We start from the raw sequence: 24,852 nt of genomic DNA, 5'->3' as shown, positions 1-24,852 counted from the left end.
CTATCGGCCCAGGGCCGCGGTTTCAGCCATACCCTGGTCGGCGGCCTCCTGATCCAGATAGCGACCCGGACCCTGGACCTGGGGGTTGCCGTCTCCGCCGTTCACGAAGCTGTAGACCATGGGCACGCCAGTGGGCACGTTGATGGATCTGATGTCCTTGTCGTCAACCTCTTCAAGGACCTTGATCAGGCTGCGGACCACGGACCCGTGGGTGACGACGAGCACAGTCCGGCCCTGGGCCAGGTTCGGGGCTATCCGGCTGCGCCAATAGGGTTGCAGGCGGAGCAGCAGGTCCTTGAGGCACTCGGCACGGATCTCGGCCGGATTCCGGCTGTCCAGCCCGTCGCGCATGGCCGGGGCATAGCGCGGATCCCCTCCCTGAAAGTCTGGCGAATCGGTTGCGATGGCCGGCGGCCGAACATCGTAGGAACGCCGGTAGATGTCGAATTGCTGCTGGCCGTAGCGTTCCAGCATGGCCGGTCGCGTCTGCCCCTGGAAGGCGCCATAGTGGCGCTCGTTCAGCCTCCAGGTGCGCTCCACCGGAATCCAGGCCCGATCAACCAGATCCAGCACCGTATTGGCGGTGACGATGCTGCGGGTCAGCAGGGAGGTGAAGACCAGGTCGGGCAGCAGGCCTGACTCCTTGAGCAGCCGTCCGGCATGGCGGGCCTGATCCAGTCCGCGTTCCGTCAGGGGCACGTCCACCCAACCGGCGAAACGGTTGACCGACTTCTGAGTCCAGACGCTTTCCCCATGACGCATGACGATGAGCTGCGCGGTCATCGAATAGACTCCTTTTCTGAGGACGTGTTTAGAACCAAAGCGAGCTGTTCTCGAAGAACTGAGAGGCATCGTCCCCATCCTGGGCGGATCGGTCGTTCTGGTCGGCAGTTCCCTCGGCTCTTGACATGACCAGCCCTATGGCCTTGGGCAGGGCATCGGCCACCTGCCCGGCGCGAATCGGTTGTCCCATGGGTCCTGCAACAGTCCCGTGACCATCCCGCTGGCTGTCCTGGGCTACCAGATCGGCGAAATCCTGGGGCTTGCGGGGGTCGAAGATCAGCGGCTGCTCCCAGCCGGTCTGCCTGCCGCCGCTGGCCAAAGAACCGGCCAGTCCGTGCAGGAAGGCCGCAGCTGCCGTCAGATCCGCCATCAGGGTGGCATCATCCTGGATCGGTCCGGCGTTCTGGGCCAGCAGCGCTCCGATGGTGCCGGAGAGCACGTCCCCTGATCCGGCCGTGGACAGCCAGGCCGGCCCGAAGCCGGTGGTCATGACCCGGGGGCGGTCGGTGCCGTCCTCGCCGACAACCAGTGTGATGGCGCCCTTGAGCAAAATGGTGGCCCCGGTCAGCTGGCAGGCGCGGACAGCCCAGTGCAGGGGTTCGGCCATGACCTGGTCGCCGTCCACGTTCTCGCCATGCGAGTTGAGCAGGGCGGCCATCTCGCCCGCATGCGGGGTCAGGACGGTGCGTGGCCCCAGCCGGTCCGGCAGCAGGTCCAGGGCTCCGGCATCGGCGACCACCGGCGGATCGGCCGCTGCCTCGTCCTCGTCCAGATCCGCGGCCTGTCGGTTGAGTATGTCGGCAATCAGATCCCGCTGATCGTCCTGGCCTTCAGGTCCAGCGGCCTCCTGGGCCTGCCGGGTGGGCACACCCGAACCCAGCACCCAGGACTCGACCCTTCCGCGGCCCAGGACAGTCTCGGGCAGCTCCTGCAGGATCAGATCGCCCACCTGCTCGGGGCCGCAGTAGCGGATCATGCCCACGTTGCCGCTGGCCGCCGCCCTGCTGGAGAGCAGCCCAGCGCCATGGTAGAGCGCGGATCCGGTGACCAGGCCAACCACGCCTCTGGTGTACTTGGTGTCATCCACCCGGGGCGCGCGCAAAAGTCCGGCGCAGTCCTCGGCGTTCATGCAGGAGACGCTGGGGGCCAGGGCCGAGGTGTCGAAGCCGAAGTCCACCAGGACGACTCTTCCGCAGACGTAGGCGGCCGGAGGCAGCATCAGGCAGGGCTTCATGGCTCCCATGGTCACGGTCACATCCGCCGGTATGTAGGCCCCGGGCAGGGTGCCTTCATCAATGTCCACGCCGGAGGGAGTATCCACGGCCAGCACCAGGGGCCCGTCTTGACCGGCGGGGTCGTGCCAGGCTGGCCTGTCGGGCAGACCGCCCTCCATGCCCAGTTCCGCGGCCAGAGCGGCGGGGATGCCGCGCAGCGCCCCCTTGAGGCCGATGCCCGTCATGGCATCGATGATCAGATCCGCCTGTCGGCACAGCTCCAGGGCCTGGTCCAGTTCTTCGGAGGCCTGGTCCGGGCCGGCCGGTGCCTCGCAGCCGGGGATGGCTGCCTGGGGATCCAGGGCCGTGACCACTCCGCCGGCACGCAGGAGGGCATCCAATCCGCCCTGGTGCAGGCTCTGCCCGGTCGCCACCACCGTCACGTCGGCCCCGTGCCCGGCCAGGTCAGCCGAGGCGTAGAGCCCGTCGCCGCCATTGTTGCCGGCTCCTGCCAGCAGGACGATCCTGGCTCCTGCCGGCTCCAGCCCGGCCTGGGTCAGCATGACGTCGGCCACGGAGGCCAGGGATCCGGCGGCGATACGCATCAGGGGCACCCCGTCATCCAAAAACGGCTGCTCCAAGGATCGGATCATGTCGGCGGTATAGGCGCTGGTGGCCAGAGTCCGGCGGGCTTCGCGGCGTTCATCTGGTGACGGCTTCATGGCATCACACCCCTCATTCAAAAGGTCCACGTGCGGCGGCGGCACGGCCGGCCACGTGCTGGCTCCACTCTATCCGATGGCCTTGTCCTGCAAGCGTTATAAGGTCTGCCTATTTACGAGAGCAGGAAGGAAATCCATGCAGGGATTCGCAATGCCGAATCAAGGGCAGATTATGGCGGTGGTCCTGACGGTGGTGCTCTGTGGCCTGATCGGCTTCGAGCGCGAGTTCCTCAAGCACGACGCTGGCATCCGCACCCATATTCTGGTGGGCTTGGGCAGCTGCCTGTTCACCATGGTCTCCCTTTACGGCATCCAGGCCGCTGTGGGCAACTACTCCTGGGATGCCTCGCGAATCGCGGCTGGCGTGGCCTCGGGCATCGGCTTCATCGGGGCCGGGGTCATCTTCTTCAACCACGACTCGGTCAAGGGCTTGACCACAGCCAGCGCCATCTGGGTGGCCGCCGCCGTAGGCATGGCCTGCGGGGTCCAGCTCTTCGCCATCGCCATCCTGGCGGTCGTCTTCTACTTTCTGGCCGTCCTGGTCATCGCGCCCATCCTCAAGTGGTTCCTGCGCAACCGTCAGAACACGGTCCTGCGCATCGTATATCAGGACGGCCACGGCTGTCTGCGCGAATCCCTGCTCCTGGCCACCCGAATGGGCTTCGAATCCCGGGTGCTGACCATCCACGAGCTGCACCGGGATGCCTGGAAGGGCGCCGATGTCACCGTCAACCTGCTGGGCAAGGGGGATGTGACCGAGCTGGTGGAATCCATTGGTCAGACCCCAGGGGTCAAGGGCGTGGAGGTCCTAGGAGGGGACGACTGACCCGCTCGCTATTGCGGCTGCCTACTCTTCGGCCACCAGATCCAGGTAGTCGTCGCTCCAGAGGTCCTCATCCCCATCGGGCATGAGCAGGACCCGCTCAGGGTTGAGCGCCTTGACGGCCCCCTCGTCGTGGGTGACCAGCACGATGGCCCCCTCGTACTTGGCGATGGCCTTGAGTATCTCCTCGCGTGAAGCGGGGTCCAGGTTGTTGGTGGGCTCGTCCAGCAGAAGGACGTTGGCCCGGCTGGTCACCAGGGTGGCCAAGGCCAGGCGGGTCTTCTCGCCGCCCGAAAGCACCTTGGTGGGCTTCATGGCGTCGTCCCCTGAGAAGAGGAAGGAGCCCAGGATGGTCCGCGCCTGGGTGTTGTCCAGGTCAGGGGCCACATGCTGCAGGTTCTCCAGAACGGTGACGTCGTTATCCAGGGTGTCGTGCTCCTGGGCGAAGTAGCCGATCTTGGCCCCATGCCCCAGGGTCACCTTGCCCGTGTCGGGCTGTTCGATGCCGGCCAGCAGGCGCAGGGTGGTGGTCTTGCCAGCGCCGTTGTACCCCAGGATGACTACCCGGGAGCCCTTGTCGATGGCCAGGTTGATGCCGGCGAAGACGATGTTGGAGCCGTAGGCCTTGGACAGGTCCTCGGCCATGATGGGCGTGCGGCCGCAGGGAGCAGGATCCGGGAAGCGCAGGTCCGCCACCTTCTCGGCCTTCTCCGCCTCCTGGGTGTCGGCCAGCAGGCGCTGGGCACGGCGCATCATGTTCTGGGCGGCCACGGCCTTGGTGGCCTTGGCGTGCAGGCGGATGCCCTGCCGCATCAGACGGTCGGCCTTCTTCTCGGCCACCTCCCGTTCGCGGCGGCGGCGCTCCTCGTCGACCACCCGCTGGCGCAGGTAGGCCTTCCATCCCATCGTGTACATGTCGATGCAGGAACGCTGGGCATCCAGGTGCCAGATACGGTTGACGGTCTCGTCCAGCAGCTCGGTGGAGTGGGAGATGATCAGGAAGCCGCCCTCGAACCGGCGCAGGTAGCCCTTGAGCCATTCGATGGAGTCGGCATCCAGGTGGTTGGTGGGCTCGTCCAGAATCAGGGTGTCGGCATCGGAGAAGAGGATCCTGGCCAGCTCGACACGTCGGCGCTGACCGCCGGAGAGGGTGCCCAGTGCCTGCTGCAGGGTCTCCTGGCTCAGCCCCAGGCTCTCGCCCATGACGATGGCCTGGGATTGGGCCGCATAGCCCCCGGCGTTCTCGAAGTCCTGCTGGGCCTTGTCGTAGCGCTTCATGGCCTTTTCCATGACCTTGGGATCTGGACTGGTCATCTCGGTCTCGGCCTTGCGCATCCGCTGGATGATGGATGCAATGTCCCTGGCGCTCATGACCCGGTCCAGGGCGCTCTGTTCGGAGTCGCCCGCATGAGTGGACTGGGGCAGGTATCCCAGCTGTCCGGTCACCCGCACCTTGCCGGCCGAGGGGAGCATGTCGCCGGTGATGACCCGGGTCAGCGTGGTCTTGCCGGCGCCGTTGCGGCCCACCAGGCCGATCCGGTCGCCCTTGGTCACGTGGAAGTCGGTGGCTTGCAGCAGTAGTCGGGCACCTATTCGGATCTCAAGTCCCTGCGCCTCAATAGCCATGCCGCCTCCGACCCCGCTTTCCTCATGGATTCAAAACTTGCAAGGAATCATGGTAGCAAGAAGCAAGCCCCGCCAGTGCGTCTCGGCTGACGGGGCAATGGATGCATCATGGATGGATCAGCGGCGGACCACCCTGAACTTGTTCCAGGGGAAGTAGACCAGGAAGGCGCCCACAGCGGTCAGGGCAATGACCAGCACGCCCATGGCGGCCGCGAAGGAGAAGATCCTGATGCCGATGCCCAGGCAGGCCCAGATGACCACCAGGCCGAAGACCCAGTCCTTGCCATGCCTGTTCATCAGATAAGCGACGGCCAGGAGGGCGCCGACCACGATGATGGTGGCGAATCCCTGGACGGCACTGCCGACCTTGTGCCCGGCGACCACCATGTATCCGGCGTTGACCAGGGTGGCCACGCTCAGCCAGCTGGCGTAGATGGACAGGGGAATCCAGTCCAGGGCCTTGGCGGCGGTGGGGGTTCCGGCCTTGGTGGCGTCCCTGCGCACCAGAGCGTAGAGCATCCAGGCCAGCACGGTCAGAATCAGGATGATGACCAGAGCCCAGAAGTTGCGCTCCATGTGCCACAGGGCCAGCCAGGCGATGTTCAGGCAGCAGGTGGCCACGAAGAGCAGTCCGCTCAGTGTAAAGGGCAGGAAGCCCAGACGTTTGCGGCTCGGTCCCGCCAGGCAGAAGCGGAAGAGCCAGATGGCCAGGGCTATGTAGATGACCCCCCAGATGGCGAAGACGTAGCCGGCGGGCATGATCCACAGATCGACCTTGCGGGCCAGACCGCCCACGGTCGTGCCATTGAAGTGGTAGACCTCCGCATAGCCGTTGAAGCCCACCATGGCCACCCAGGCCACCCAGAGCAGGATGTCCTCGAAGAGCTTCCAGCCGCGTCCCTTGGAGGATTCCTGCTCCTTCTCAGGCTGATCCTGCCTTTTGGTCTGATTTGATTCCTGTGCTGCCTTAGTGCTGCTGTTATCAGAGCGTTTCTCGCCTCTACTGGCGGTCTCATTTGTGCTGGTTTTTTCAGTCGATGACTTCTGCGACGAGTCACCAGACTGCTTGGCTGTGGCACTTGAAGACGATGAATCTGAGCAAGATGAATTCGAAGTCGAAGAATTCGAAGTCGACGCACCGGAAGATGCTGAACTCTCATTCTTCGAACTCCGGGCTGCCGATGACGAGCCCGAGGTTGATTGGTTGCCCTGCATGGCAGGGGAGGTGCGCTTGGCCCTCTCGACCGGGTCCTCATCGTCGGTCCAGAGTCTGCGCGGATTGTCCTTGTCAGTCATGGCACATGCTTCCTCTCCTTGCCGGCCGCAACCGTACTGCCGCCATGGGGATGGCCCCGGGCATGGGCCGACCGGCCTCTGCTCCAACTTTAAAGCGGCCCGCCTGGCTCAGTGGTATTGACCACCCGGTCTGGGTGACCGCCGGTGCTAGCCTGAAGCCAAATACTGGAGAGGGGAGTGTGAAGTGGCCGAACCTTTATATCGATGCGACTGGGCTCGGGTGGACGATCCGCTCATGCGCAGCTATCACGACCACGAGTGGGGCCGCCCCCTGCACGGCTCCCAGAGGCTCTTCGCCATGCTCTCCCTGGAGATATTCCAGTGCGGTCTCAGCTGGCAGCTGGTCCTGCACCGCCGCCAGGCCCTCTTCAAGGATTTCGACAACTTCGATATTCAGGCCGTCGCAGCCTTCGACGCCGACCGCATCGACCGTCTCATGGCCGACCCGGCCATTATCCGCAATCGACGGAAAATCGAGGCTACGGTGGCCAACGCCACCCTGATCGCCCGCCAATTTCCCGGGGAGGCATTCGACCGCTACTGCTGGTCTTTCACCGGCGGCCAGACCATTAACCATGATTACCCGGACGATCCATCCATACCGCGCTACGACCACCTGTCAGCCATCGTCTGCAAGGATATGCGCGACCTGGGTCTGCGATTCCTGGGACCGGTGACCGTCCACTCCTTCCTCCAGGCGGCCGGCATGATCAACGACCACCAGCACGACTGTTTCCTCAACGGCTGCAGCCATCCGACCCTGGATCCGCCGACCCCAGCCATCTAAGCCGTCATCGAACACCTGTTCGAATTATTCGGCCCCGGCGATAGTATGGTCAGGCTTTGGCCTCAGCCTTGGCCATGGGTCTTCAGGGAAGCGGATGGGAAGCACGTGAAGCAGCAGAACAAGCCTAAGTCGACAGTGGACGCGGCCATCGAAAACCCGCGCATGATCGAATCCAAGGGGTCCCTGGTGGCGGACCTGTCCATGGTGCCCAACGACCGCAAGATCGTCATCCAGGGCGCCCGGGCCCACAACCTCAAGAACGTCAACCTGTCCATACCCCGCAACCGGATGGTGGTCTTCACCGGTCTGTCGGGATCGGGCAAGTCCTCCCTGGCCTTCGACACCCTCTTCGCCGAGGGCCAGCGCCGTTACGTGGAATCCCTGTCCGCCTACGCCCGCCAATTCCTGGGCCAGATGGACAAGCCCGACGTGGACTTCATCGAGGGCCTGAGCCCGGCCGTCTCCATCGACCAGAAGACCACCAACCGCAACCCCCGGTCCACTGTGGGCACCATCACCGAAGTCTACGACTACCTGCGCCTGCTCTTCGCCAGGACCGGCATTCCCCACTGCCCGGTCTGCGGGGCCGAGGTACGCGCCCAGTCGCCGCAGCAGATCGTCGACACCCTCATGTCCAGGCCCGAGGGGACCCGCTTCCAGCTGCTGGCTCCCATCGTCAAGGGCCGCAAGGGCGAGTTCGTCGAGACGCTTGAGCTCCTGCGCTCCGACGGCTACTCCCGGGCCATCATCGACGGGGACATGCACCAGCTGTCCGACTCCATCAAGCTGACCAAGCAGAAGAAGCACACCATCGAGGTGGTGGTGGACCGGCTGGTCATTCGTGAGGGCATGCGCCAGCGGCTGACCGACTCCGTGGAGACCGCCCTACGCCTGGCCAAGGGCACTGTAGTTGCCGACTTCGTGGATCTGGATGCCAAGGACCCCGAGCGTCGTCAGCCCTTCTCCGAGAAGCGGTCCTGCCCCAACGGCCACGAGCTGGAGCTGGATGAGATCGAACCCAGGACCTTCTCCTTCAACGCCCCCTACGGAGCCTGCCCGGCCTGCACCGGCCTGGGATTCAACCTGGAGATTGACCCTGAGCTGGTGGTGCCCGACCCTGAGAAGAGCCTCAAGGACGGGGCCGTGGAACCCTGGAGCGGCACCAAGAGCCAGCAACGCTTCTATGGTCACCTGCTGGACGGCCTGGCCAAGGAGATGGGCTTTTCCACCTCGACCCCCTGGAAGGACCTGCCCGAGGAAGTCCGCCACGCCGTCATGTACGGGCACGACTTCAAGGTGGACGTCTCCTACCGGAACCGCTGGGGCCGCCTGCGCGAGTACACCACCGGATTCGAGGGCGTGGTCCGCACCCTGATGCGTCGCCACGACGAGACCGACTCGCAGCCCATGAAGCAGTACTACGAGTCCTACATGCGCGAGGTGCCCTGCCAGGTCTGCCAGGGCAAGCGTCTGAAGCCCGAGGTGCTGGCTGTGACCGTGGACGGCCTGTCCATCGCCCAGGTCTGCGACATGGCCGTGTCCGCCAGCCTGAAGTGGATTGAGGGCCTGCACATGGAGGGCGCCCAGGCCAAGATCGCCGGGGAGGTCCTCAAGGAGATTCGCGCCCGTCTGCGCTTCCTCAACGACGTGGGCCTGAACTATCTGACCCTATCCCGGGCGGCAGCCACCCTCTCCGGCGGCGAGGCCCAGCGCATTCGTCTGGCCACCCAGATCGGCTCAGGCCTGGTGGGCGTCATGTACGTATTGGACGAACCCTCCATCGGCCTGCACCAGCGGGACAACGACCGACTGATCAAGACCCTGCAGCGGCTGCGCGACCTGGGCAACACCCTGATCGTGGTCGAACATGACGAGGACACCATCCGCCAGGCCGACTGGCTGGTCGACATCGGCCCGGGAGCAGGCGAGCATGGCGGGGAGGTCATCTTCTCCGGGCGCTCGCAGGACTTGGTCAAGGCCTCCTGCTCCATCACCGCCGACTACATCGCCGGACGCCGTTCCATCGAGGTGCCCAAGCGCCGCCGCAAGACCAACCGGACCCGACAGCTGACCGTGGTGGGGGCACGCGAGAACAACCTGAAGAACCTCAAGGTCTCCTTCCCACTGGGGGTCATGACCCTGGTCACCGGCGTCTCCGGCTCAGGCAAGTCCACCCTGGTCAACTCCATCCTCTACCCGGTTCTGGCCGACCAGCTCAACAACGCCCGCATCGTGCCCGGCAAGCACACCCGGGTTGAGGGCGTGGATCAGGTGCGCAAGGTCATCCACGTGGACCAGAACCCCATCGGCCGCACCCCGCGCTCCAACCCGGCCACCTACACCGGCGTCTGGGACAAGATCCGTCAGCTCTTCGCCAAGACACCGGAGGCCCAGGTGCGCGGCTACGGGCCAGGCCGTTTCTCCTTCAATGTCAAGGGCGGCCGCTGCGAAACCTGCCACGGTGACGGAACCATCAAGATCGAGATGAACTTCCTGCCCGACGTCTACGTGCAGTGCGAGACCTGCCACGGCAAGCGCTACAACAGGGAGACCCTTGAGGTCACCTACAACGGCAAGACCGTCTCGGATGTGCTGGACATGCCCATCGAGGAGGCCGCCCACTTCTTCAAGGCCTATCCCTCCATCGCCCGCTACCTGGACACCCTGGTGGACGTGGGCCTGGGCTACATCCGCCTGGGCCAGCCGGCGCCAACCCTGTCCGGAGGCGAGTCCCAGCGGGTCAAGCTGGCCACTGAGCTGCAGCGGCGCTCCGACGGCAAGACCGTCTACATCCTGGACGAGCCCACCACTGGCCTGCACTTCGAGGATGTCCGCAAGCTGCTCAAGGTCCTGCACGGCCTGGTTGACAAGGGCAACACGGTCATCGTCATCGAACACAACCTGGACGTGATCAAGACCGCCGACTGGATCATCGACCTGGGACCCGAGGGCGGCGACGGCGGCGGCACCGTGGTGGCCCAGGGCACCCCTGAGCAGGTGGCCGCCAATCCGAACAGCTGGACCGGCAAGTACTTGAAGCCCATGCTGGATCCCGCCAAGGTAGCCAAGGCCACCCGATCATGACCCGTAGCTGCTTCGAGCGGCACACGCCGCAGGTATGGCGACGCACCGCCCAAGCCCTGGAGGAGGAGTCCGCCACCGGCTCCACGACCGGCGTCAACAAAAACGGCGCACCCCTGCTGGGCGACAGCCGGGACCTCTTCCGTCCCAAGACCTCGGACATTCCCACTCAGCCCGGGGTCTACAAGTGGCGGGACGGCGACGGCCGGGTCATCTACGTGGGCAAGGCCAAGAACCTGCGCAACCGTCTGACCAACTACTTCCAGCCCCTGGAGAACCTGCACCCGCGCACCCAGACCATGGTCCTGACGGCCCGGAGCCTGGAGTGGACCGTGGTGGGCACCGACCTGGAGTCCCTGACCCTGGAATACACCTGGATCAAGGAGTTCGACCCCCGCTTCAACGTCAAGCTGCGTGACGACAAGACCTACCCCTACCTGGCTGTATCCGTGGGGGAGGAGTTCCCCCGGGTATGGATGACCCGCGTGCGCAAGCGGCACGACACCCGTTACTTCGGCCCCTACGCCAAGGTCTGGGACATGAAGCACACCCTGGACGCCCTGCTCAAGACCTATCCGGTGCGCACCTGCACCCCCGGCGTCTTCCGCAAGGCCAAGCTCAGCGGCCGTCCCTGTCTGCTGGCCTCCATTGGCAAGTGCTCGGCCCCCTGCGTGGGTCGGATCAGCGCCAGCGACCACCGTCGTCTGTGTACGGAGCTGACCGGGGTCATCACCGGCAGGCTGGGCAAGAGCTACCGGGCCGGGCTGACCAGAAGCATGCAGAAGGCCAGCAAGGATCTGGACTTCGAGAAGGCCGCCCGCCTGCGCGACCAGATCGCCATGCTGGACACGGTCATCGAGCAGAATGCCGTGGCCTTCGCCTCCAACGTGGATGTGGACGTCTTTGGTGTAGCCTCGGACGAACTGGAGGCCTCGGTCCACGCCTTCTTCGTGCGCTCAGGGGCCATCCGCGGCGAACGTAACTGGAGTGTGGAGCGGGTCGAGGACGTCTCCGACAGCGAGCTGATCAGCGACCTCTTGGTGCAGGTCTACTCGGACCTGATGAATGAGAACGACAGCGAGCTGCACAAGCTGCCCGGAGAGTCGGATATCCCTGTCGCCATCAGCCAGGACCGGGATGCCATGGGCTCCACCCAGAAGGTCACGGCCTTGGATGCCGAGGCCCGGGCCAAGGCCACCAGGAGCCGGCACCGCCATCAGGATCAGACCGGACGTGCCGACCTGCTGGCTCCCATCTCGCCGGTGCCTCCCGAGGTCATTGTCCCCATCCAGCCGGATCGGACCGGTGATCTGCAGGAGTGGCTGCGGGAGCTGCGCGGGTCCGCAGTGACCATCCGTGTGGCCAGCCGAGGGGAGAAGAAGTCCCTGATGGACCGGGCCAACGCCAACGCCCGCCAGGCCCTGCAGCGCAGCAAGCTCAGCCGCATGAGCGACATGGGCACCCGTACCCAGGCCATGAACGACGTGGCCAAGGCCCTTGGGCTGGATCGCGCCCCGCTGCGCATTGAGTGCTACGACATCTCCAACACCGTCGGCGGCCAGTTCCAGGTGGCCTCCATGGTGGTCTTCGAGGATGCCGTCCCCAAGAAGTCCGAGTACCGTCGGTTCGCCATCCGTGGCGAGGACGGCAAGGGCGCTGTGGACGATATGAGCGCCATCTACGAGACCCTGACCCGGCGCTTCCGCCACGGCAACATTGCCGGCGATAGCGGCGACAGCATGGAGGCCGAGCGAAAGGCCAGCGACAAGGCACCCGAATTGGTGGAGCAGGAGGAGGGGGCCATCGTCCAGCAGAACACCGCCGCCCGCCACTTCGCCTACAAGCCCAACCTGGTCGTGGTCGATGGCGGCAAACCCCAGGTGACCGCTGCTGCCCGGGCCCTGCACGACTGTGGTGTGGACGATGTGGCCCTGTGCGGGCTGGCCAAGCGCCTGGAGGAGGTCTGGGTGCCTGACGACGACTATCCCATCATCCTCAAGCGCCAGTCCGAAGGCATGTACCTGCTGCAGCGGGTGCGCGACGAATCCCACCGGTTCGCCATCACCTACCACCGGCAGACCCGGCGCAAGGGTGCCCTCCGGTCGGCCCTGGACGAGATTCCGGGCATCGGCCCCGCCTATCAGAAGAAGCTGCTCAATCACTTTGGGTCGGTCAAGCGCATGCGCCAGGCCTCCCAGGAGGAACTGGAGGCCGTCAAGGGCATCGGCTCAGCCAAGGCCGAGGCCATCTACCAGGCCCTGCACAGTGACCAGGACCAGACCGGGGACAGCCAGCGATAAAATGGCTCAGAAGGCTGGCAGAAGGCCATGCCCTGATCTTGATTGGTGCGTGATTGCAGATATGAATGGACCTGATCGTCGTTGTGCCGTCCTGGGCGACCCCATCAGCCATTCCCTTTCACCCCTCCTGCATCGCTCAGCCTATGCCGCGCTGGGTCTGGACGGCTGGCGTTACAACCGTGTGTGCATGGACGCTGACGGTCTGGCAGACTTTATCCACGGCCTCGACCCTTCCTGGGCCGGTCTCAGCCTGACCATGCCCTTGAAGAGTGCTGTTGGCCCCTTGGGAGATTTTTGTGACTGCTGGTCTAAGACCCTGCGAGTGGCCAACACAGCGGTCTTTGCACAGGGTGGCCCAGCCAAGGGTCTGTCCCTGTATAACACCGACGTGGAGGGGATAGTTGCCGCTCTTCTGGAGGCTGCCGACCGTTGCCGGGCTGACGAAGATCCTGACGATTTGGCCGCCCTGCTGGAGGTAGCCGGTCAGGGACGGCAGGACCAGTTTCCCGACCAACCGTATGGGGGAGCGAGAGCCCTGGTCATCGGCAACGGGAACACTGCCGAGTCCGCCTTCTGCGCCTTGAAAGTGCTAGGAGTCGAGCGTGTGGACCTGCTGGCCCGCAACCCGGAGCACTGTGACCACATGCTGGACCTTGCCTCCCGGCTGGGTCTGCCTGAGCCAACCGTCACCGCCATGGACCAGGCTGAGGCAGCCGAAAGGGCCCTGACCGGGACCGATATTGTCGTCTCCACCCTGCCTTCGGGTGCAGCTGACCCCCTGGCCGATCTGTTCAGTACAGCTGATGACGACGGGCGCTTGGACAGGGTTCTTCTGGACGTGGTCTATGACCCCCGGCCCACTCCGCTCATGAAGGCCTTCCGCCGCCGGCCGGGCGCACGGGCCATCAGCGGTGAACGAATGCTGCTCTATCAAGCCGTGCGTCAGGTGGCGCTGATGACCGGTCGACCCCTGGCCGCTATTCCGGTGGCCGCTATGGACCGAGCCTTGAGGGAGGCATGACGATGACGACGGAAAAACCGCCCTTCGCAGGCTTCGAGGTACTGCTGATCACAGGCATGTCCGGCGCAGGCCGCTCCCGCGCCGCCGACTCCATGGAGGACATGGGCTGGTATGTGGTCGACAACATGCCCCCGCGCCTGCTGGTGCCCCTGGTCGACATGATGACCTCGGCCGGAAGCTCCCTGCACCGCCTGGCCGCCGTCATTGACGTCCGGTCCCGCTCCTACTTCGACGACCTGTCGGCCGTGCTCAGCCACCTGGACGACCTGGGTGTGCGCTGCCGCATCCTCTTTCTGGATGCCTCCGACCAGGTGCTGGTCAAGCGCTATGAATCCGTCCGCCGACCCCACCCCCTGCAGGGCTCGGGCCGCCTGATCGACGGCATCCAGGAGGAGCGCCGCCTACTGAGCGGGCTCAAGGAGCGCGCCGACATGGTCATCGACACCTCCAACCTGAGCATCCATCAGCTCTCCACCCGCCTCTACGAAATGGTCCTGGGCTCCGGTCCGACCACCGTGGGCGTGCACATCATGAGCTTCGGCTTCAAGTACGGCCTGCCCATCGACGCCGACTTCGTGGCCGACGTGCGCTTCCTGCCCAACCCCTACTGGGTCCCCGAGCTGCGCGACCTGAACGGCCATGATGGCCCGGTTCGTGACTATGTGATGGCCAGCGAGGGCGCCAAGGAGTTCCTGGATGCCTACACCACCGCCATTCTGACCGCGCTCAGCGGCTATGCACGCGAGGACAAGCACTATGTGACTATCGCCTTTGGCTGCACCGGCGGACAGCACCGCTCAGTGGCCATGGCCGACGCTCTGGCCGCCCGTCTGCGGTCCCGGGGAATGGAGGTGACCGTCTCGGCCCGCGAGCTGCCGCACCGTTCCCGCGGATAGCCAAAGGCGCAATTTGTCCAAGATATTCGGTATCACAGTAATCCGGTGGTCGGCACGGCAGGTGTGTCGCGCGGCCAAGAAGTATTCATTTTTCAGTATTTTTTCGTAGGAGGACGGCTCTTGGCCCTACTTGATGATGTCAAAAGCGAGCTGGCCGCGATTGACAACGAACCCCCCTCTGCCAAGAAAGCACAATCGGCGGCTATGATCCGCTTCGGCGGCGGTCTGCACATCATTCAGCGTCACATTGTGGTGGAAGCACAATTCGACTCCCTGCCGGCAGCGCAGTGGTTGCAGAACACCATCAGGGACGTCTACGGCCATGATTCCGATCTGATCCAGGTCAAGCGTCAGGCCCCCACCGGCAACCTGACCCGCTACTCGGTCCGCGTGCTGCGGGCAGGTGGCGCCCTGGCCCTGCAGACCGGTCTGCTGGACCGCCGCAAGCATCCGGTTCGTGGTCTTCCCGCCGACATCGTCTCCGGCAACATCGCGCAGGTCAAGGCCGCATGGCGAGGAGCCTTCCTGGCCCATGGCGAGCTGTCCGACCCTGGCAAGGCCTCCTACCTGGAGATCGTCTGCCCCGGATCCGAGGCCGCCCTGGCATTGGTGGGCGCCGCCCGCCGTCTGGGCATCAACGCCAAGGCCCGCCAGGTGCGCAGCTCCGAGCGCGTCACCCTGCGTGACCCGGACGTCATCGAACGCATGCTCAACCTGATGGGCGCCCCCAAGTCCTCCCGCGAGTGGACAGGCAAGCGCAGCGACGGTGAATCCCGCGGCAAGGCCAACCGCCTGGCCAACTTCGATGACGCCAATATGCGCCGCTCCGCCAAGGCCGCCGTCGAGGCCAGCGCCAAGGTCACCAAGGCCTTCCAGATTCTGGGCGACGACATTCCCGAGAACCTGCGTGCAGCCGGCCAGCTTCGTCTGGACCACAGGGAGGCCTCCCTCGAAGAGCTGGGCCGTCTGGCCGATCCGCCGGTCACCAAGGATGCCATCGCCGGACGCATCCGCCGTCTGCTGCAGCTGGCCACCAAGGTCGAAAAGAAGAGGGCCGAGGAACAGGCAAAACAAGAGTGAGATATCTCACACAGGTCGGTCTGCCTGAGTACCATGGCAGGGGAGCGGGCGCATGGACCCGCAGTCAGAAAGGATACGCATGAAAACACTGAAGAGCCTCGGTGATCTCAAGGGCAAGCGCGTGCTCGTCCGCGCGGACTTCAACGTGCCGCTGGACGGCACCACCATTACGGACGACGGCCGCATCCGCGCCGCTCTGCCAACCATCGAGCAGCTTCGTGGTCAGGGCGCCAAGGTCATCCTCATGGCCCACCTGGGTCGCCCCAAGGGCAAGGTTGTTCCCGAGCTGAGCCTGGCCCCCGTGGCCGCTCGTCTGGGCGAGCTGCTGGGCGTGCAGGTTCCTCTGGCCGAGGACACCTATGGTCCCGATGCCCATGCCAAGGTGGCCGCCATGAACGACGGCGACGTGGTTCTGCTGCAGAACGTGCGCTACAACCCCGAGGAGACCAGCAAGGACGAGGCTGAGCGCGATGCCTACGCCCGCAAGATCGCCGACCTGGGCGATGTCTTCGTCTCCGATGGCTTCGGCGTGGTCCACCGCGCCCAGGGCTCCAACTACTCCGTGGCCAAGTTCCTGCCCTCCGCAGCAGGCCTGCTGGTCGAGAAGGAGGTCAAGGCCCTGTCCAAGGCGACCGAGAACCCCGAGCGGCCCTTCACTGTGGTCCTGGGCGGCTCCAAGGTCTCCGACAAGCTGGGCGTCATCGAGAACCTGCTCAGCAAGGCCGACCGTCTGGTCATCGGCGGCGGCATGGTCTTCACCTTCCTCAAGGCCGAGGGCTATGAGGTCGGTTCCTCCCTGCTGGAGGAGGATCAGGTCGATACCGTCAAGGGCTACATCGCCACCGCCCGCGAGAAGGGCGTGGAGCTGGTCCTGCCCACAGACATCGTGGTGGCTGACGAGTTCAAGGCGGATTCGCCTCATCAGGTGGTCCCTGCCGACGGCATCCCCGCAGACAAGATGGGTCTGGACATCGGTCCCGACTCCCAGAAGCTCTTCCACGACAAGATCGTGGACTCCAAGACCGTGGTCTGGAACGGGCCCATGGGCGTCTTCGAGTTCCCGGCATTCGCCGACGGCACCCGGGCTGTGGCCCAGGGCCTGGTTGACGCCACCAAGGCCGGAGCCTTCACCATCGTCGGCGGCGGCGATTCCGCCTCGGCCGTGCGCAACCTGGGCTTCCCCGAGGATGGCTTCTCGCACATCTCCACCGGCGGCGGCGCTTCGCTGGAGTTCCTTGAGGGCAAGGAGCTTCCCGGTCTGAAGGTGCTGGAGTAAAATCGGCAGACAGACGGGCAATGCCGGGTCACCGGGTTTCGCATCCGGCGGCCCGGCATTGCTGTTGTTGCGCGGATGGAAAGGTCTGGTATGGCACGCATTCCCCTGGTGGCCGGTAATTGGAAGATGAACTTCGACCACCTGGAAGCCACCTATTTCGTGCAGAAGCTGGCCTGGCTCCTGCGCGACGCCCACTTCGACCGCAGGCGCTGCCAGGTGGCGCTGATGCCCGCCTTCACCGCCCTGCGCTCCGTCCAGGTGCTGGTGGAGGCCGACAACCTGCCCATCGAATACGGGGCCCAGGCCGTCTCCGTCACCGCCCAGGGAGCCTTCACCGGGGACGTGTCCGCGGATATGCTGGCTCAGCTGGGCTGCAGCTACGTCATCGTGGGCCACTCCGAGCGACGCAAGTACCATCCCGAGGACGATGCCAACATCGTCGACCAGGTCCGTGCCGTCCTGGCTGCGGGCATGAAGCCCATCCTCTGCGTGGGGGAGAGCTACGAGGAGCGCCGCCAGGGCATCCAGCTGGACTTCGCCGTTGGCCAGGTCAACGACGTCACCCGGGACCTGGCCAAGGAGGACATGGAAAACCTGATTGTGGCCTACGAACCAGTCTGGGCCATCGGCACCGGCATGGTGGCCACCCCGGACACCGCCCAGCAGGCCGCCCGGGCCATCCGCGACCACATCTCAGGCAAGTTCGGAGAGCCTGCCGGCCAGGCCGTGCGCATCCTCTACGGCGGCTCGGTCACCTCCAAAAACGCCTCCCAGATGATCACCCAGCCGGACGTGGACGGCTTTCTGGTGGGCGGTGCCTCCCTTGATGTGGAGGAGTTCGCGCGGATCGTGCGACTGGCTGCCAAGGGTTGATGCGTTTTTCCCCGGGTATCTGTATACTTGTTCCCAGTTCCTTACATGGAGGTATGTGCCGTGACCATTGTCAAGATTGTGCTCGAAGTCGTTGTGATCCTCGCCAGCATACTGCTGACCATGCTGATTCTGTTGCACAAGGGCAAGGGCGGCGGCCTGTCCGACATGTTCGGTGGCGGAATCGGCTCCAACGCCGGCACCTCAGGCGCAGCCGAGAAGAACCTGAACCGGCTGACCATCATCGTGGCCCTGATCTGGGTGGCTATCATCATCGCCTTGGATCTCATTACCAAGTACAAGCTGGCCTGATTCCAGCAGACAATACCTGAAATACCTGAACCCCGGCATTGACCGGGGTTTTTCTGTATCAGGATGACTTTAGTGCAGTGCTCATAGTCCTTGACGATTACCAGAATATGTCATTCACAATGCACCGATAATCCAACGATTCAGCCGCCTGACGGATAGAGTAGAGAATGGTGTGCCCGACGAGCGGCGCATCACACAATGTCGTGCAAGCTAAGCAAGCGAAAGGAAGTGCTCATGGCTGAGCAAGCTGCACCGAGTCTGGAGGGCTGGTTTTGCCTTCACCTCTTCTGGAAAATCGATTGGGCCAAGTGGCGCCGGGTGCCGCAGGGCGAACGCCAGGAATGCCTGGATGAGTTCAAGGCCCTGGCCGCACAGCTGGACGCGGTCCAGTCCCAGGGCCAGGGAAGCCACTACTGGTGCCAGGTCAACGGGCAAAAGGCCGACCTGGGCCTGATGGTCCTCAGGGAGACCCTGGACCAGCTGCAGGAGGTCGAGACCTCCCTGGAGAAGCTGCGGCTATCCGATTACCTGGAGCCGACCATCTCCTATGTGTCGGTCACCGAGGTGGGCCTCTACTCGGGCGAGCCGACCACGGACCGTGGCTGGTCCTACGTCAATGCCAGCCTGCACCCCAAGACCCCCGACAAGCCCTACATCTGCTTCTATCCCATGTCGAAAACCCGAGTTCCAGGCGCCAACTGGTACACGCTGCCCTACGACCAGCGCAAGGCCTACATGCACGACCACGGCAAGATCGGCCGCTCCTATGCCGGCAAGGTCTCCATCATCCTGACAGGCTCCATCGGCCTGGACGACTACGAGTGGGGCGTCACCCTGTTCGCCGACGACCCGGTCCAATTCAAGAAGATCGTCACCGAGATGCGCTACATCGAAGCCAGCTCCATCTACGGCGAATTCCCCTACTTCCTGGTAGGCACCCGGACCGATCCCGAGCGCATCGACAGGCTGCTCACGGACCAGTTGGGACAGTAACACCATGACGACAAGAGAGCGAAGATCGATCCTTTCCACGCCCATATGGTTCTTCATGGTCATCGTCTTCATCACCCAGCTGGATGGGGGAGCGGTGCCGACCATGCTGCCGTCCATCACACGGACCTTCGGCCTGACCACCATGGGCTCCTCCTGGGTGGTCGGACTCTACACCCTGGGCCTGGTGGTGGGCACGCCCATCACCTCCAACCTCTCCGACGCCCACGGGACCAGGAATGTCTTCCTCTGGGAGCTGGCCTTCTGGTTCCTTGGATGTCTGATGACGGCGGTCTCGCCCAACTACGCGGTCATGCTGCTGGGCCGGTTCATCCAGTCCCTGGGAGACAGCGGCATCATGGTCCTGTCCATGAACGTCCTGCTGCAGCGCGCCCGCAGGAACAACCAGGGCAGGAAGGTCTCCACGGTGGGCATCATCGCCGGGCTTTCCGCCATGGTCAGCCCGGTCCTTTCGGGCATGCTCCTGGGCATCACCCACGGATGGCGGGCCTACTACTTCATGATGCTGCCCTTCCTAGCCATTTTGTTCATTCTGGCCTGGTTCATGATGGGCGACTCGAAGACCGACCGCGCCTGGAAGACCGACTACCTGGGCCTGGGCTCCTTCAGCATCGCTCTGGCCCTGCTGATGGTGGCGATCACCTTCCTCCAGTACGGCACGACCTATCTGGGCCTGATCATCGGATGCCTCCTGGTCACCGTGGTGGCCGGCGCGGTCTTCCTGGTGCATGAGCGCAATCTGGGCGGTTCAAGCGAGACCATGCCCTTCCTGCCCATCCGCCTGCTGAAGCTGCCCTCCTATGGGCTCACCCTGCTGCTGGGGACCCTGGGAGGCATGTTCTTCTCTCTCTTCGTCTACATTCCGACCTATGTCCACTCCGTCTTCGGGCTCCCGGTCCGCTCGGCCGGCATGGTCATGGTCGGCGTCGGGCTCGGCTCTGTGGTCGGGTCCTGGCTGGGCGGGCTCTTGGTCGACAAGTTCGGCTACCGGACCACCCTCGTCTTCTCCTCATCGCTGATAGGCCTGATGGCCTTGGTGATCACCCTGACCCTGCACAACCTGCAGCTCTTCATGGTCCTGTCCTTCCTGATGGGGGTCGGAATGGGCTCCATGATGTCCTCGCCGCTCCAGGTCATCGCCGGAAGGCTGGCCGGGCCCGAGAACCGTATGCAGGCCATCGGCGGGCTGTCGGCCTGCAAGAAGATCGGCACCACCATCGCCCCCCTGCTCTTCGCCTCGGCCATTGAACTGGGCAAGGTGGGCGGAAAGGCCGGGCTGGCCTCCTACAGGAACATGTTCCTGGTGGTCATCGTCATAGCCCTGGTCAATATCGGCCTGACATACTGCATTCCATTTTCACAGAAAGAAGTTGCTGATGACTGAACCTACAGCAGTCCTCCTCATGGCGTACGGCACCCCCTACCAGGAGTCCGACATCAGGGAGTACTACACCAACATCCGCCATGGGCAGGAGCCGCCCAAGCCGCTCATGGACCAGCTGGTCGGCCGCTACAAGGCCATCGGTCTGCCCTCGCCCCTGGCCAGGATCACCACGGCCCAGCGCGACGGCCTCCAGGCTGCGCTGGACAAGGCCCACCCCGGCGCCTACAAGGTCTACGAGGGGCTGAAGTACATCACCCCCTTCATCCAGGATGCGGTCGACCGGATCGCCGCCGATGGCATCACCAGGGTGATCGGCCTGCCCCTGGCCCCGCAGTACTCCTCCTATTCGAGCGAGGACTACCACAACCGCGCCCGCAAGGCCATCGAGGCCCATCCGGGCATGGAATACCTGCCGGTGCGATCCTGGTGGAACCATCAGGAGCTGATCCACTTCTGGAGCGACCAGCTGGTGGCCAAGAAGGATCTGACCGACCGGCCGGACACCAAGGTGATCTTCAGCGCCCACTCCCTGCCCCTGCGCATCATCCAGGGAGGAGACCCCTACAAGGATGAGGTCATCGGTCTGTCCAATGCCGTGGCCCAGGCCGCCGGCCTCAATGAGGATCAGTACGTGCTGGCCTGGCAGTCGGCAGGCCGCACCCAGGAGCCCTGGATCGGGCCTGATTTCGTCAAGGTGGCCAAGGATCTGATCACTGAGAGCGGCATGGAGACCATTGTCTCCGCCTCCATCGGCTTCATCGCCGACAACCTGGAGATCTGCTACGACGTGGACATGGAGCTGGCCAAGGCCATCGAGTCCGCCGGCGGCACCCTGACCAGGCTGAACATGCCCAACGACAGCCCAGCCCTGATCGCCACCCTGCAGCAGGTGGTCGAGGAGACCAAGGCCGAGTAACTGATACGAATTGTGCCCCCGTCCGGTTTGAGCCGGACGGGGGCACAATTATTGTCAGGCGCTCAGCCGTTGACGCGGTCGATGCCCTTCTGCACGTCGGAGAGGACCGAATCCCAGGAGTCGATGAAGGCGGCGACGCCATCGGCCTCCAGCTTGTCGGTCACATCCTTGATGCTGATGCCCAGGTCTGCCAGCTTCTGCATCACCTGGTGGCTCTCCTCGTAGGTGCCCTTGACAGAGGGAGCGCCGTTGCCGTGATCGGCCAGAGCGTTCAGGGTCTTCTCAGGCATGGTGTTGACCACGTCAGGGGCCACCAGCTCGTCCACGTACTTGCAGTCGGAGTAGGCGGCGTTCTTGGTGCCGGTGGAGGCCCAGAGCGGACGCTGACGCTTGGCGCCCTTGGCTTCCAGGCCGGCCCAGCGAGGATCGCTGTCGAAGGCCTTCTCGAAGAGCTCGTAGGCCAGGCGGGCGTTGGCTACAGCGGCCTTGCCCTCCAGGGACTTGGCCTCGTCAGAGCCGTTGGCCTCCAGCAGCTTGTCAACCGCAGTGTCCACGCGGGAGACGAAGAAGGAGGCGACCGAGCCCATGTGCTTCAGGTCATGGCCGTTCTTGTCGGCCTGGACCATGCCCTCGATGAAGGCGTCGATGACCTGCTTGTAGCGCTCCAGGGAGAAGATCAGGGTCACGTTGACCGAGATGCCCTTGGCCAGGGTTGCGGTGATGGCAGGCAGGCCCTCCAGGGTGGCGGGGATCTTGATCATGGCGTTGGGACGATCGACCTTGTTCCAAAGCTCTTCGGCCTGCTTCTCGGTCTCTTCGGTGTTGTGGGCCAGACGAGGATCGACCTCGATGGAGACGCGTCCATCCACGTAGTCGGTCTTCTCGGCAACCTCGCGGAAGATGTCGGTGGCGTTGCGCACGTCGGTGGTGGTCAGCTCGCGGACGGCCTCCTCGACGGGGATGCGGCCCAGCTGCTTGAGCTGTTCGTCATAGGGACCCACCTGGCTCAGAGCCTTCTGGAAAATCGAGGGGTTGGTGGTCACGCCCACCACATTGCGCTCGGCGATCAGTTGCTGCAGATTGCCCGACTCGATGCGGGTGCGGCTCAGATCGTCCAACCAGATCGAGACACCTGAATCGCTGGTGCGCTGGGTGTTTGCATTTTCTGCCATCTTGTCACTCCTTATTTGGGTTCCCGATGGAATCACATTCACTATGCACTACCGGGAAGTCTGTTGCTGTATTCCCGCAGGTCCGCGTTTCGGGCGTGCCTGCAGGGGAGGGGGCCGGCGTCGCGGACGGCCCCCGATTGATCACGATGCCGGGTTCAGCGGGCCCGACGGACTTCCTCCAGGGAGGCCTGTGCTGCTTCGACCACATGATCGGCGGTGATGCCCAGGTCGCGCATGTTCTCGTCGCCGCTGCCCTGCAGGCCGAACTGCTCGATGGAGACGGGCTTGCCATAGCTGCCCAGGTACTTGTACCATGGCGTGGCCAGTCCGGCTTCGACGGAGACGCGGGCCTTGACGGAGGCGGGCAGAACGGCTTCCTTGTACTCGTCGTCCTGCTCCTCGAACCACTCCAGCGAGGGCACGGAGATGACGCGGGCCTTGACGCCCTGCTCGGCCAGGGTCTTGGAGGCGGCCACAGCGTGCTGCACCTCGGAGCCGGTGGCCATGATGAGCACGTCGGGCTGGCCCTCGGTGTCGACCAGCACGTAGGCGCCCTTGCGCACGCCTTCGCGGGCCTTGGCCTTGGTCTCTTCCAGGGTGGGCACGCCCTGCCTGGTCAGGATCATGGCCGTAGGGTGGGTGTTGTCCTTCTCGAAGAAGGCGCGGTAGGCCTCAGCGGTCTCGTACTGATCGGCCGGGCGCACAACCTCCATCTGGGGGATGGCGCGCATGGCGGTCAGGTGCTCGATGGGCTGGTGGGTGGGGCCATCCTCGCCCAGGGCCACGGAGTCGTGGGTCCACACATACAGGTTGGGGATGTCCATCAGGGCGGCCAGTCGCACCGAGGGACGCTCATAGTCGCTGAACTGGAAGAAGGTCCCGTTGTAGGGCCTGGTGTCCGAACCCAGCAGGATGCCGTTGGTGATGGCGCCCATGCCGAACTCGCGCACGCCGAAGTGCAGCTGGCGGCCGTACTTGCTGGCCTTGGGCCACTGGACGGTCTTGTCGGCCTCCGGGGCGAAGGAGACAGCACCGTTGATGTTGGTGTTGTTGGAGCCGCCCAGATCGGCGGATCCACCCCAGAGCTCGGGCATGATGGGGGCCAGGGCGTTGATGACGGCACCGGAGGCCTTGCGGGTGGCCACCTTGGAGCCGGGCTCGAAGCCAGCCTCCAGGTCGTCCAGGGCCTTGTCGAAGCCCTCGGGCAGCTTGCCGGCATGGATGCGGTCGTAGAGGTCGGCCTTGTCGGGGTTGGCCTTGCGCCAGGCCTGGTACTTCTCGTCCCAGTCCTTGTGGGCGGCCAGGCCGCGCTGGGCGACCTCGCGGGCGTGGGCCAGGGCCTCCTCGTCAATCTGGAAGCTCTGCTCGGGGTCGTAGCCCAGGGTCTTCTTCAGGCCGGCGACGGCCTCGGCGCCCAGGGCTGAGCCGTGGGCTGAAGGATCGTTGGTCTTGCCGGGGGTGGGCCAGGCCATCAGGGTGTCCACCTTGATGAACTTGGGCCGGTCGGTGACCTGCTCGGCCTTCTCCAGGACGGCAGCCAGGCCCTCGACGTCCTCCTTGTAGGAGCCGTCGGGCTGGATGAAGCTGAACTCGTCGGTGTACCAGCCGTAGGCCTGGTAGCGCTTGAGGATGTCCTCGCCCAGGGCGATGCGGGTGTCGCCCTCGATCTGGATGTGGTTGGCATCGAAGATGACGGTCAGGTTGCCCAGGCGCTGGTCGCCGGCCAGGGAGCTGGCCTCGGAGGAGACGCCCTCCTCGACATCGCCCTCCCCGCAGATGACCCAGACCTTATGGTCGAAGGGGGACTGCCCCTCGGGTGCATCCGGATCCAGCAGACCGCGCTCGTAGCGCTGACCATAGGCGAAGCCCACGGCCGAGGCCAGACCCTGGCCCAGCGGGCCGGTGGTCATCTCGATGCCGGGGGTCAGGCCGTACTCGGGGTGGCCGGGGGTCCTGGTGCCGGCGGTGCGGAAGCGCTTCAGATCGTCCAGGGTCAGTCCGTACCCGGAGAAGTAAAGCTGCACATACTGGGTCAGCGAGGCGTGGCCGCCGGAAAGAATGAACCGATCACGCCCGACCCAGTCGGGGTCGTTGGGGTCATGCCGGATGAAGTGCTGGTAGAGCGCGTAGGCGATGGGCGCCAGCGAAATAGGGGAGCCGGGGTGGCCGCTTCCGGCCTTCTCGACCGCGTCGGCCGAGAGAACCTTGGCCATCTTGACAGCCCGCTCATCGAGTTCGGACCATGTGAAATCTGCCATATGGTGCTGCTTTCCTTCCAATGT

The 24,852-nt window shown here is 64.5% G+C and carries 19 protein-coding genes; 13 read left to right on the top strand and 6 right to left on the bottom strand.

Annotated elements, in window-relative coordinates; genetic code table 11:
* Together LPC22_RS06865 and LPC22_RS06860 are read right to left on the bottom strand one after the other, a co-directional pair.
* On the bottom strand, nucleotides 1-783 hold the full coding sequence (locus tag LPC22_RS06865; protein ID WP_229133252.1) for a 2,3-bisphosphoglycerate-dependent phosphoglycerate mutase: 783 nt from the start codon (nucleotides 781-783) through the stop codon (nucleotides 1-3).
* A 28-nt stretch (nucleotides 784-811) separates the two neighbouring features.
* Nucleotides 812-2,719 carry a bifunctional ADP-dependent NAD(P)H-hydrate dehydratase/NAD(P)H-hydrate epimerase gene (locus LPC22_RS06860; protein WP_229133251.1) on the bottom strand — a complete coding sequence of 636 codons (1,908 nt, stop codon included), beginning with the start codon at nucleotides 2,717-2,719 and terminating at the stop codon, nucleotides 812-814.
* A 136-nt stretch (nucleotides 2,720-2,855) separates the two neighbouring features.
* Between LPC22_RS06860 and LPC22_RS06855 the strand changes: the two genes are divergently transcribed.
* A complete protein-coding gene (locus LPC22_RS06855; protein ID WP_024628070.1) occupies nucleotides 2,856-3,545 on the top strand; it encodes an MgtC/SapB family protein in 690 nt (229 codons plus the stop codon).
* Between the two features lie 21 nt (nucleotides 3,546-3,566).
* Here the strand turns inward: LPC22_RS06855 and LPC22_RS06850 are convergent, their stop codons facing one another.
* Together LPC22_RS06850 and LPC22_RS06845 are read right to left on the bottom strand one after the other, a co-directional pair.
* The gene (locus LPC22_RS06850) at nucleotides 3,567-5,168 is read right to left on the bottom strand and encodes an ABC-F family ATP-binding cassette domain-containing protein (protein ID WP_229133250.1); all 1,602 of its coding nucleotides are present in this window, start codon (nucleotides 5,166-5,168) and stop codon (nucleotides 3,567-3,569) included.
* Between the two features lie 117 nt (nucleotides 5,169-5,285).
* Complete coding sequence (locus LPC22_RS06845) at nucleotides 5,286-6,464, bottom strand: TspO-related membrane protein (protein ID WP_229133249.1); 1,179 nt, start codon at nucleotides 6,462-6,464, stop codon at nucleotides 5,286-5,288.
* Nucleotides 6,465-6,648: 184 nt separating this feature from the next.
* Between LPC22_RS06845 and LPC22_RS06840 the strand changes: the two genes are divergently transcribed.
* The 12 genes from LPC22_RS06840 to hemH all read left to right on the top strand — a co-directional run bounded on the left by LPC22_RS06840 (nucleotide 6,649) and on the right by hemH (nucleotide 21,398).
* Nucleotides 6,649-7,251: a DNA-3-methyladenine glycosylase I gene (locus LPC22_RS06840; RefSeq protein ID WP_229133248.1), complete on the top strand. Its 603-nt coding sequence runs from the start codon at nucleotides 6,649-6,651 to the stop codon at nucleotides 7,249-7,251.
* Between the two features lie 162 nt (nucleotides 7,252-7,413).
* Entirely contained in the window at nucleotides 7,414-10,335 is a 2,922-nt protein-coding gene (gene uvrA, locus LPC22_RS06835; RefSeq protein ID WP_229133284.1) for an excinuclease ABC subunit UvrA, read from the top strand.
* A complete protein-coding gene (gene uvrC, locus LPC22_RS06830) occupies nucleotides 10,332-12,632 on the top strand; it encodes an excinuclease ABC subunit UvrC (protein ID WP_229133247.1) in 2,301 nt (766 codons plus the stop codon). The genes uvrA and uvrC overlap by 4 nt, the downstream gene beginning before the upstream one ends.
* Nucleotides 12,633-12,693: 61 nt before the next feature.
* Nucleotides 12,694-13,653 (top strand): shikimate dehydrogenase family protein, encoded by a 960-nt coding sequence (locus tag LPC22_RS06825; protein WP_229133246.1) that lies wholly within the window; start codon nucleotides 12,694-12,696, stop codon nucleotides 13,651-13,653.
* Between the two features lie 2 nt (nucleotides 13,654-13,655).
* Nucleotides 13,656-14,549 carry an RNase adapter RapZ gene (gene rapZ / locus LPC22_RS06820; protein WP_155804756.1) on the top strand — a complete coding sequence of 298 codons (894 nt, stop codon included), beginning with the start codon at nucleotides 13,656-13,658 and terminating at the stop codon, nucleotides 14,547-14,549.
* 120 nt (nucleotides 14,550-14,669) lie between these two features.
* A complete protein-coding gene (whiA, locus tag LPC22_RS06815) occupies nucleotides 14,670-15,629 on the top strand; it encodes a DNA-binding protein WhiA (protein WP_024628062.1) in 960 nt (319 codons plus the stop codon).
* A gap of 79 nt (nucleotides 15,630-15,708) precedes the next feature.
* Nucleotides 15,709-16,905: a phosphoglycerate kinase gene (locus tag LPC22_RS06810; RefSeq protein WP_110417218.1), complete on the top strand. Its 1,197-nt coding sequence runs from the start codon at nucleotides 15,709-15,711 to the stop codon at nucleotides 16,903-16,905.
* A 90-nt stretch (nucleotides 16,906-16,995) separates the two neighbouring features.
* Nucleotides 16,996-17,778, top strand: a complete 783-nt coding sequence (tpiA, locus tag LPC22_RS06805; RefSeq protein ID WP_024628060.1) for a triose-phosphate isomerase — start codon at nucleotides 16,996-16,998, stop codon at nucleotides 17,776-17,778.
* A gap of 60 nt (nucleotides 17,779-17,838) precedes the next feature.
* Nucleotides 17,839-18,087 carry a preprotein translocase subunit SecG gene (secG, locus tag LPC22_RS06800; protein ID WP_101432389.1) on the top strand — a complete coding sequence of 83 codons (249 nt, stop codon included), beginning with the start codon at nucleotides 17,839-17,841 and terminating at the stop codon, nucleotides 18,085-18,087.
* Between the two features lie 234 nt (nucleotides 18,088-18,321).
* Nucleotides 18,322-19,080, top strand: coding sequence for a hydrogen peroxide-dependent heme synthase (gene hemQ / locus LPC22_RS06795; RefSeq protein WP_229133245.1), 759 nt, complete (start codon nucleotides 18,322-18,324; stop codon nucleotides 19,078-19,080).
* A gap of 4 nt (nucleotides 19,081-19,084) precedes the next feature.
* The gene (locus tag LPC22_RS06790; RefSeq protein WP_229133244.1) at nucleotides 19,085-20,482 is read left to right on the top strand and encodes an MFS transporter; all 1,398 of its coding nucleotides are present in this window, start codon (nucleotides 19,085-19,087) and stop codon (nucleotides 20,480-20,482) included.
* Nucleotides 20,475-21,398, top strand: a complete 924-nt coding sequence (hemH, locus tag LPC22_RS06785; RefSeq protein ID WP_229133243.1) for a ferrochelatase — start codon at nucleotides 20,475-20,477, stop codon at nucleotides 21,396-21,398. The genes LPC22_RS06790 and hemH overlap by 8 nt, the downstream gene beginning before the upstream one ends.
* A gap of 62 nt (nucleotides 21,399-21,460) precedes the next feature.
* Here the strand turns inward: hemH and tal are convergent, their stop codons facing one another.
* Complete coding sequence (gene tal / locus LPC22_RS06780) at nucleotides 21,461-22,570, bottom strand: transaldolase (RefSeq protein ID WP_229133242.1); 1,110 nt, start codon at nucleotides 22,568-22,570, stop codon at nucleotides 21,461-21,463.
* 155 nt (nucleotides 22,571-22,725) lie between these two features.
* Nucleotides 22,726-24,828 carry a transketolase gene (tkt, locus tag LPC22_RS06775; RefSeq protein ID WP_198200551.1) on the bottom strand — a complete coding sequence of 701 codons (2,103 nt, stop codon included), beginning with the start codon at nucleotides 24,826-24,828 and terminating at the stop codon, nucleotides 22,726-22,728.
* Nucleotides 24,829-24,852 lie beyond the last annotated feature (24 nt).

It is taken from the genome of Bifidobacterium mizhiense (genome assembly GCF_020884755.1).
GTDB classification, from domain to species: domain Bacteria; phylum Actinomycetota; class Actinomycetes; order Actinomycetales; family Bifidobacteriaceae; genus Bombiscardovia; species Bombiscardovia mizhiensis.
The sequence above is the reverse complement of the archived record's forward strand: the minus strand, read 5'-3'. Positions and strand labels throughout refer to the sequence as shown.

Excerpts from the sequence above, each read along its gene's own strand:
- LPC22_RS06865 (WP_229133252.1), bottom strand. The coding sequence starts at position 783 with ATGACCGCGCAGCTCATCGTCATGCGTCATGGGGAAAGCGTCTGGACT.
- LPC22_RS06860 (WP_229133251.1), bottom strand. The coding sequence starts at position 2,719 with ATGAAGCCGTCACCAGATGAACGCCGCGAAGCCCGCCGGACTCTGGCC.
- LPC22_RS06855 (WP_024628070.1), top strand. The coding sequence starts at position 2,856 with ATGCAGGGATTCGCAATGCCGAATCAAGGGCAGATTATGGCGGTGGTC.
- LPC22_RS06850 (WP_229133250.1), bottom strand. The coding sequence starts at position 5,168 with ATGGCTATTGAGGCGCAGGGACTTGAGATCCGAATAGGTGCCCGACTA.
- LPC22_RS06845 (WP_229133249.1), bottom strand. The coding sequence starts at position 6,464 with ATGACTGACAAGGACAATCCGCGCAGACTCTGGACCGACGATGAGGAC.
- uvrA (WP_229133284.1), top strand. The coding sequence starts at position 7,414 with ATGATCGAATCCAAGGGGTCCCTGGTGGCGGACCTGTCCATGGTGCCC.
- uvrC (WP_229133247.1), top strand. The coding sequence starts at position 10,332 with ATGACCCGTAGCTGCTTCGAGCGGCACACGCCGCAGGTATGGCGACGC.
- LPC22_RS06825 (WP_229133246.1), top strand. The coding sequence starts at position 12,694 with ATGAATGGACCTGATCGTCGTTGTGCCGTCCTGGGCGACCCCATCAGC.
- rapZ (WP_155804756.1), top strand. The coding sequence starts at position 13,656 with ATGACGACGGAAAAACCGCCCTTCGCAGGCTTCGAGGTACTGCTGATC.
- LPC22_RS06810 (WP_110417218.1), top strand. The coding sequence starts at position 15,709 with ATGAAAACACTGAAGAGCCTCGGTGATCTCAAGGGCAAGCGCGTGCTC.
- tpiA (WP_024628060.1), top strand. The coding sequence starts at position 16,996 with ATGGCACGCATTCCCCTGGTGGCCGGTAATTGGAAGATGAACTTCGAC.
- hemQ (WP_229133245.1), top strand. The coding sequence starts at position 18,322 with ATGGCTGAGCAAGCTGCACCGAGTCTGGAGGGCTGGTTTTGCCTTCAC.
- LPC22_RS06790 (WP_229133244.1), top strand. The coding sequence starts at position 19,085 with ATGACGACAAGAGAGCGAAGATCGATCCTTTCCACGCCCATATGGTTC.
- hemH (WP_229133243.1), top strand. The coding sequence starts at position 20,475 with ATGACTGAACCTACAGCAGTCCTCCTCATGGCGTACGGCACCCCCTAC.
- tal (WP_229133242.1), bottom strand. The coding sequence starts at position 22,570 with ATGGCAGAAAATGCAAACACCCAGCGCACCAGCGATTCAGGTGTCTCG.
- tkt (WP_198200551.1), bottom strand. The coding sequence starts at position 24,828 with ATGGCAGATTTCACATGGTCCGAACTCGATGAGCGGGCTGTCAAGATG.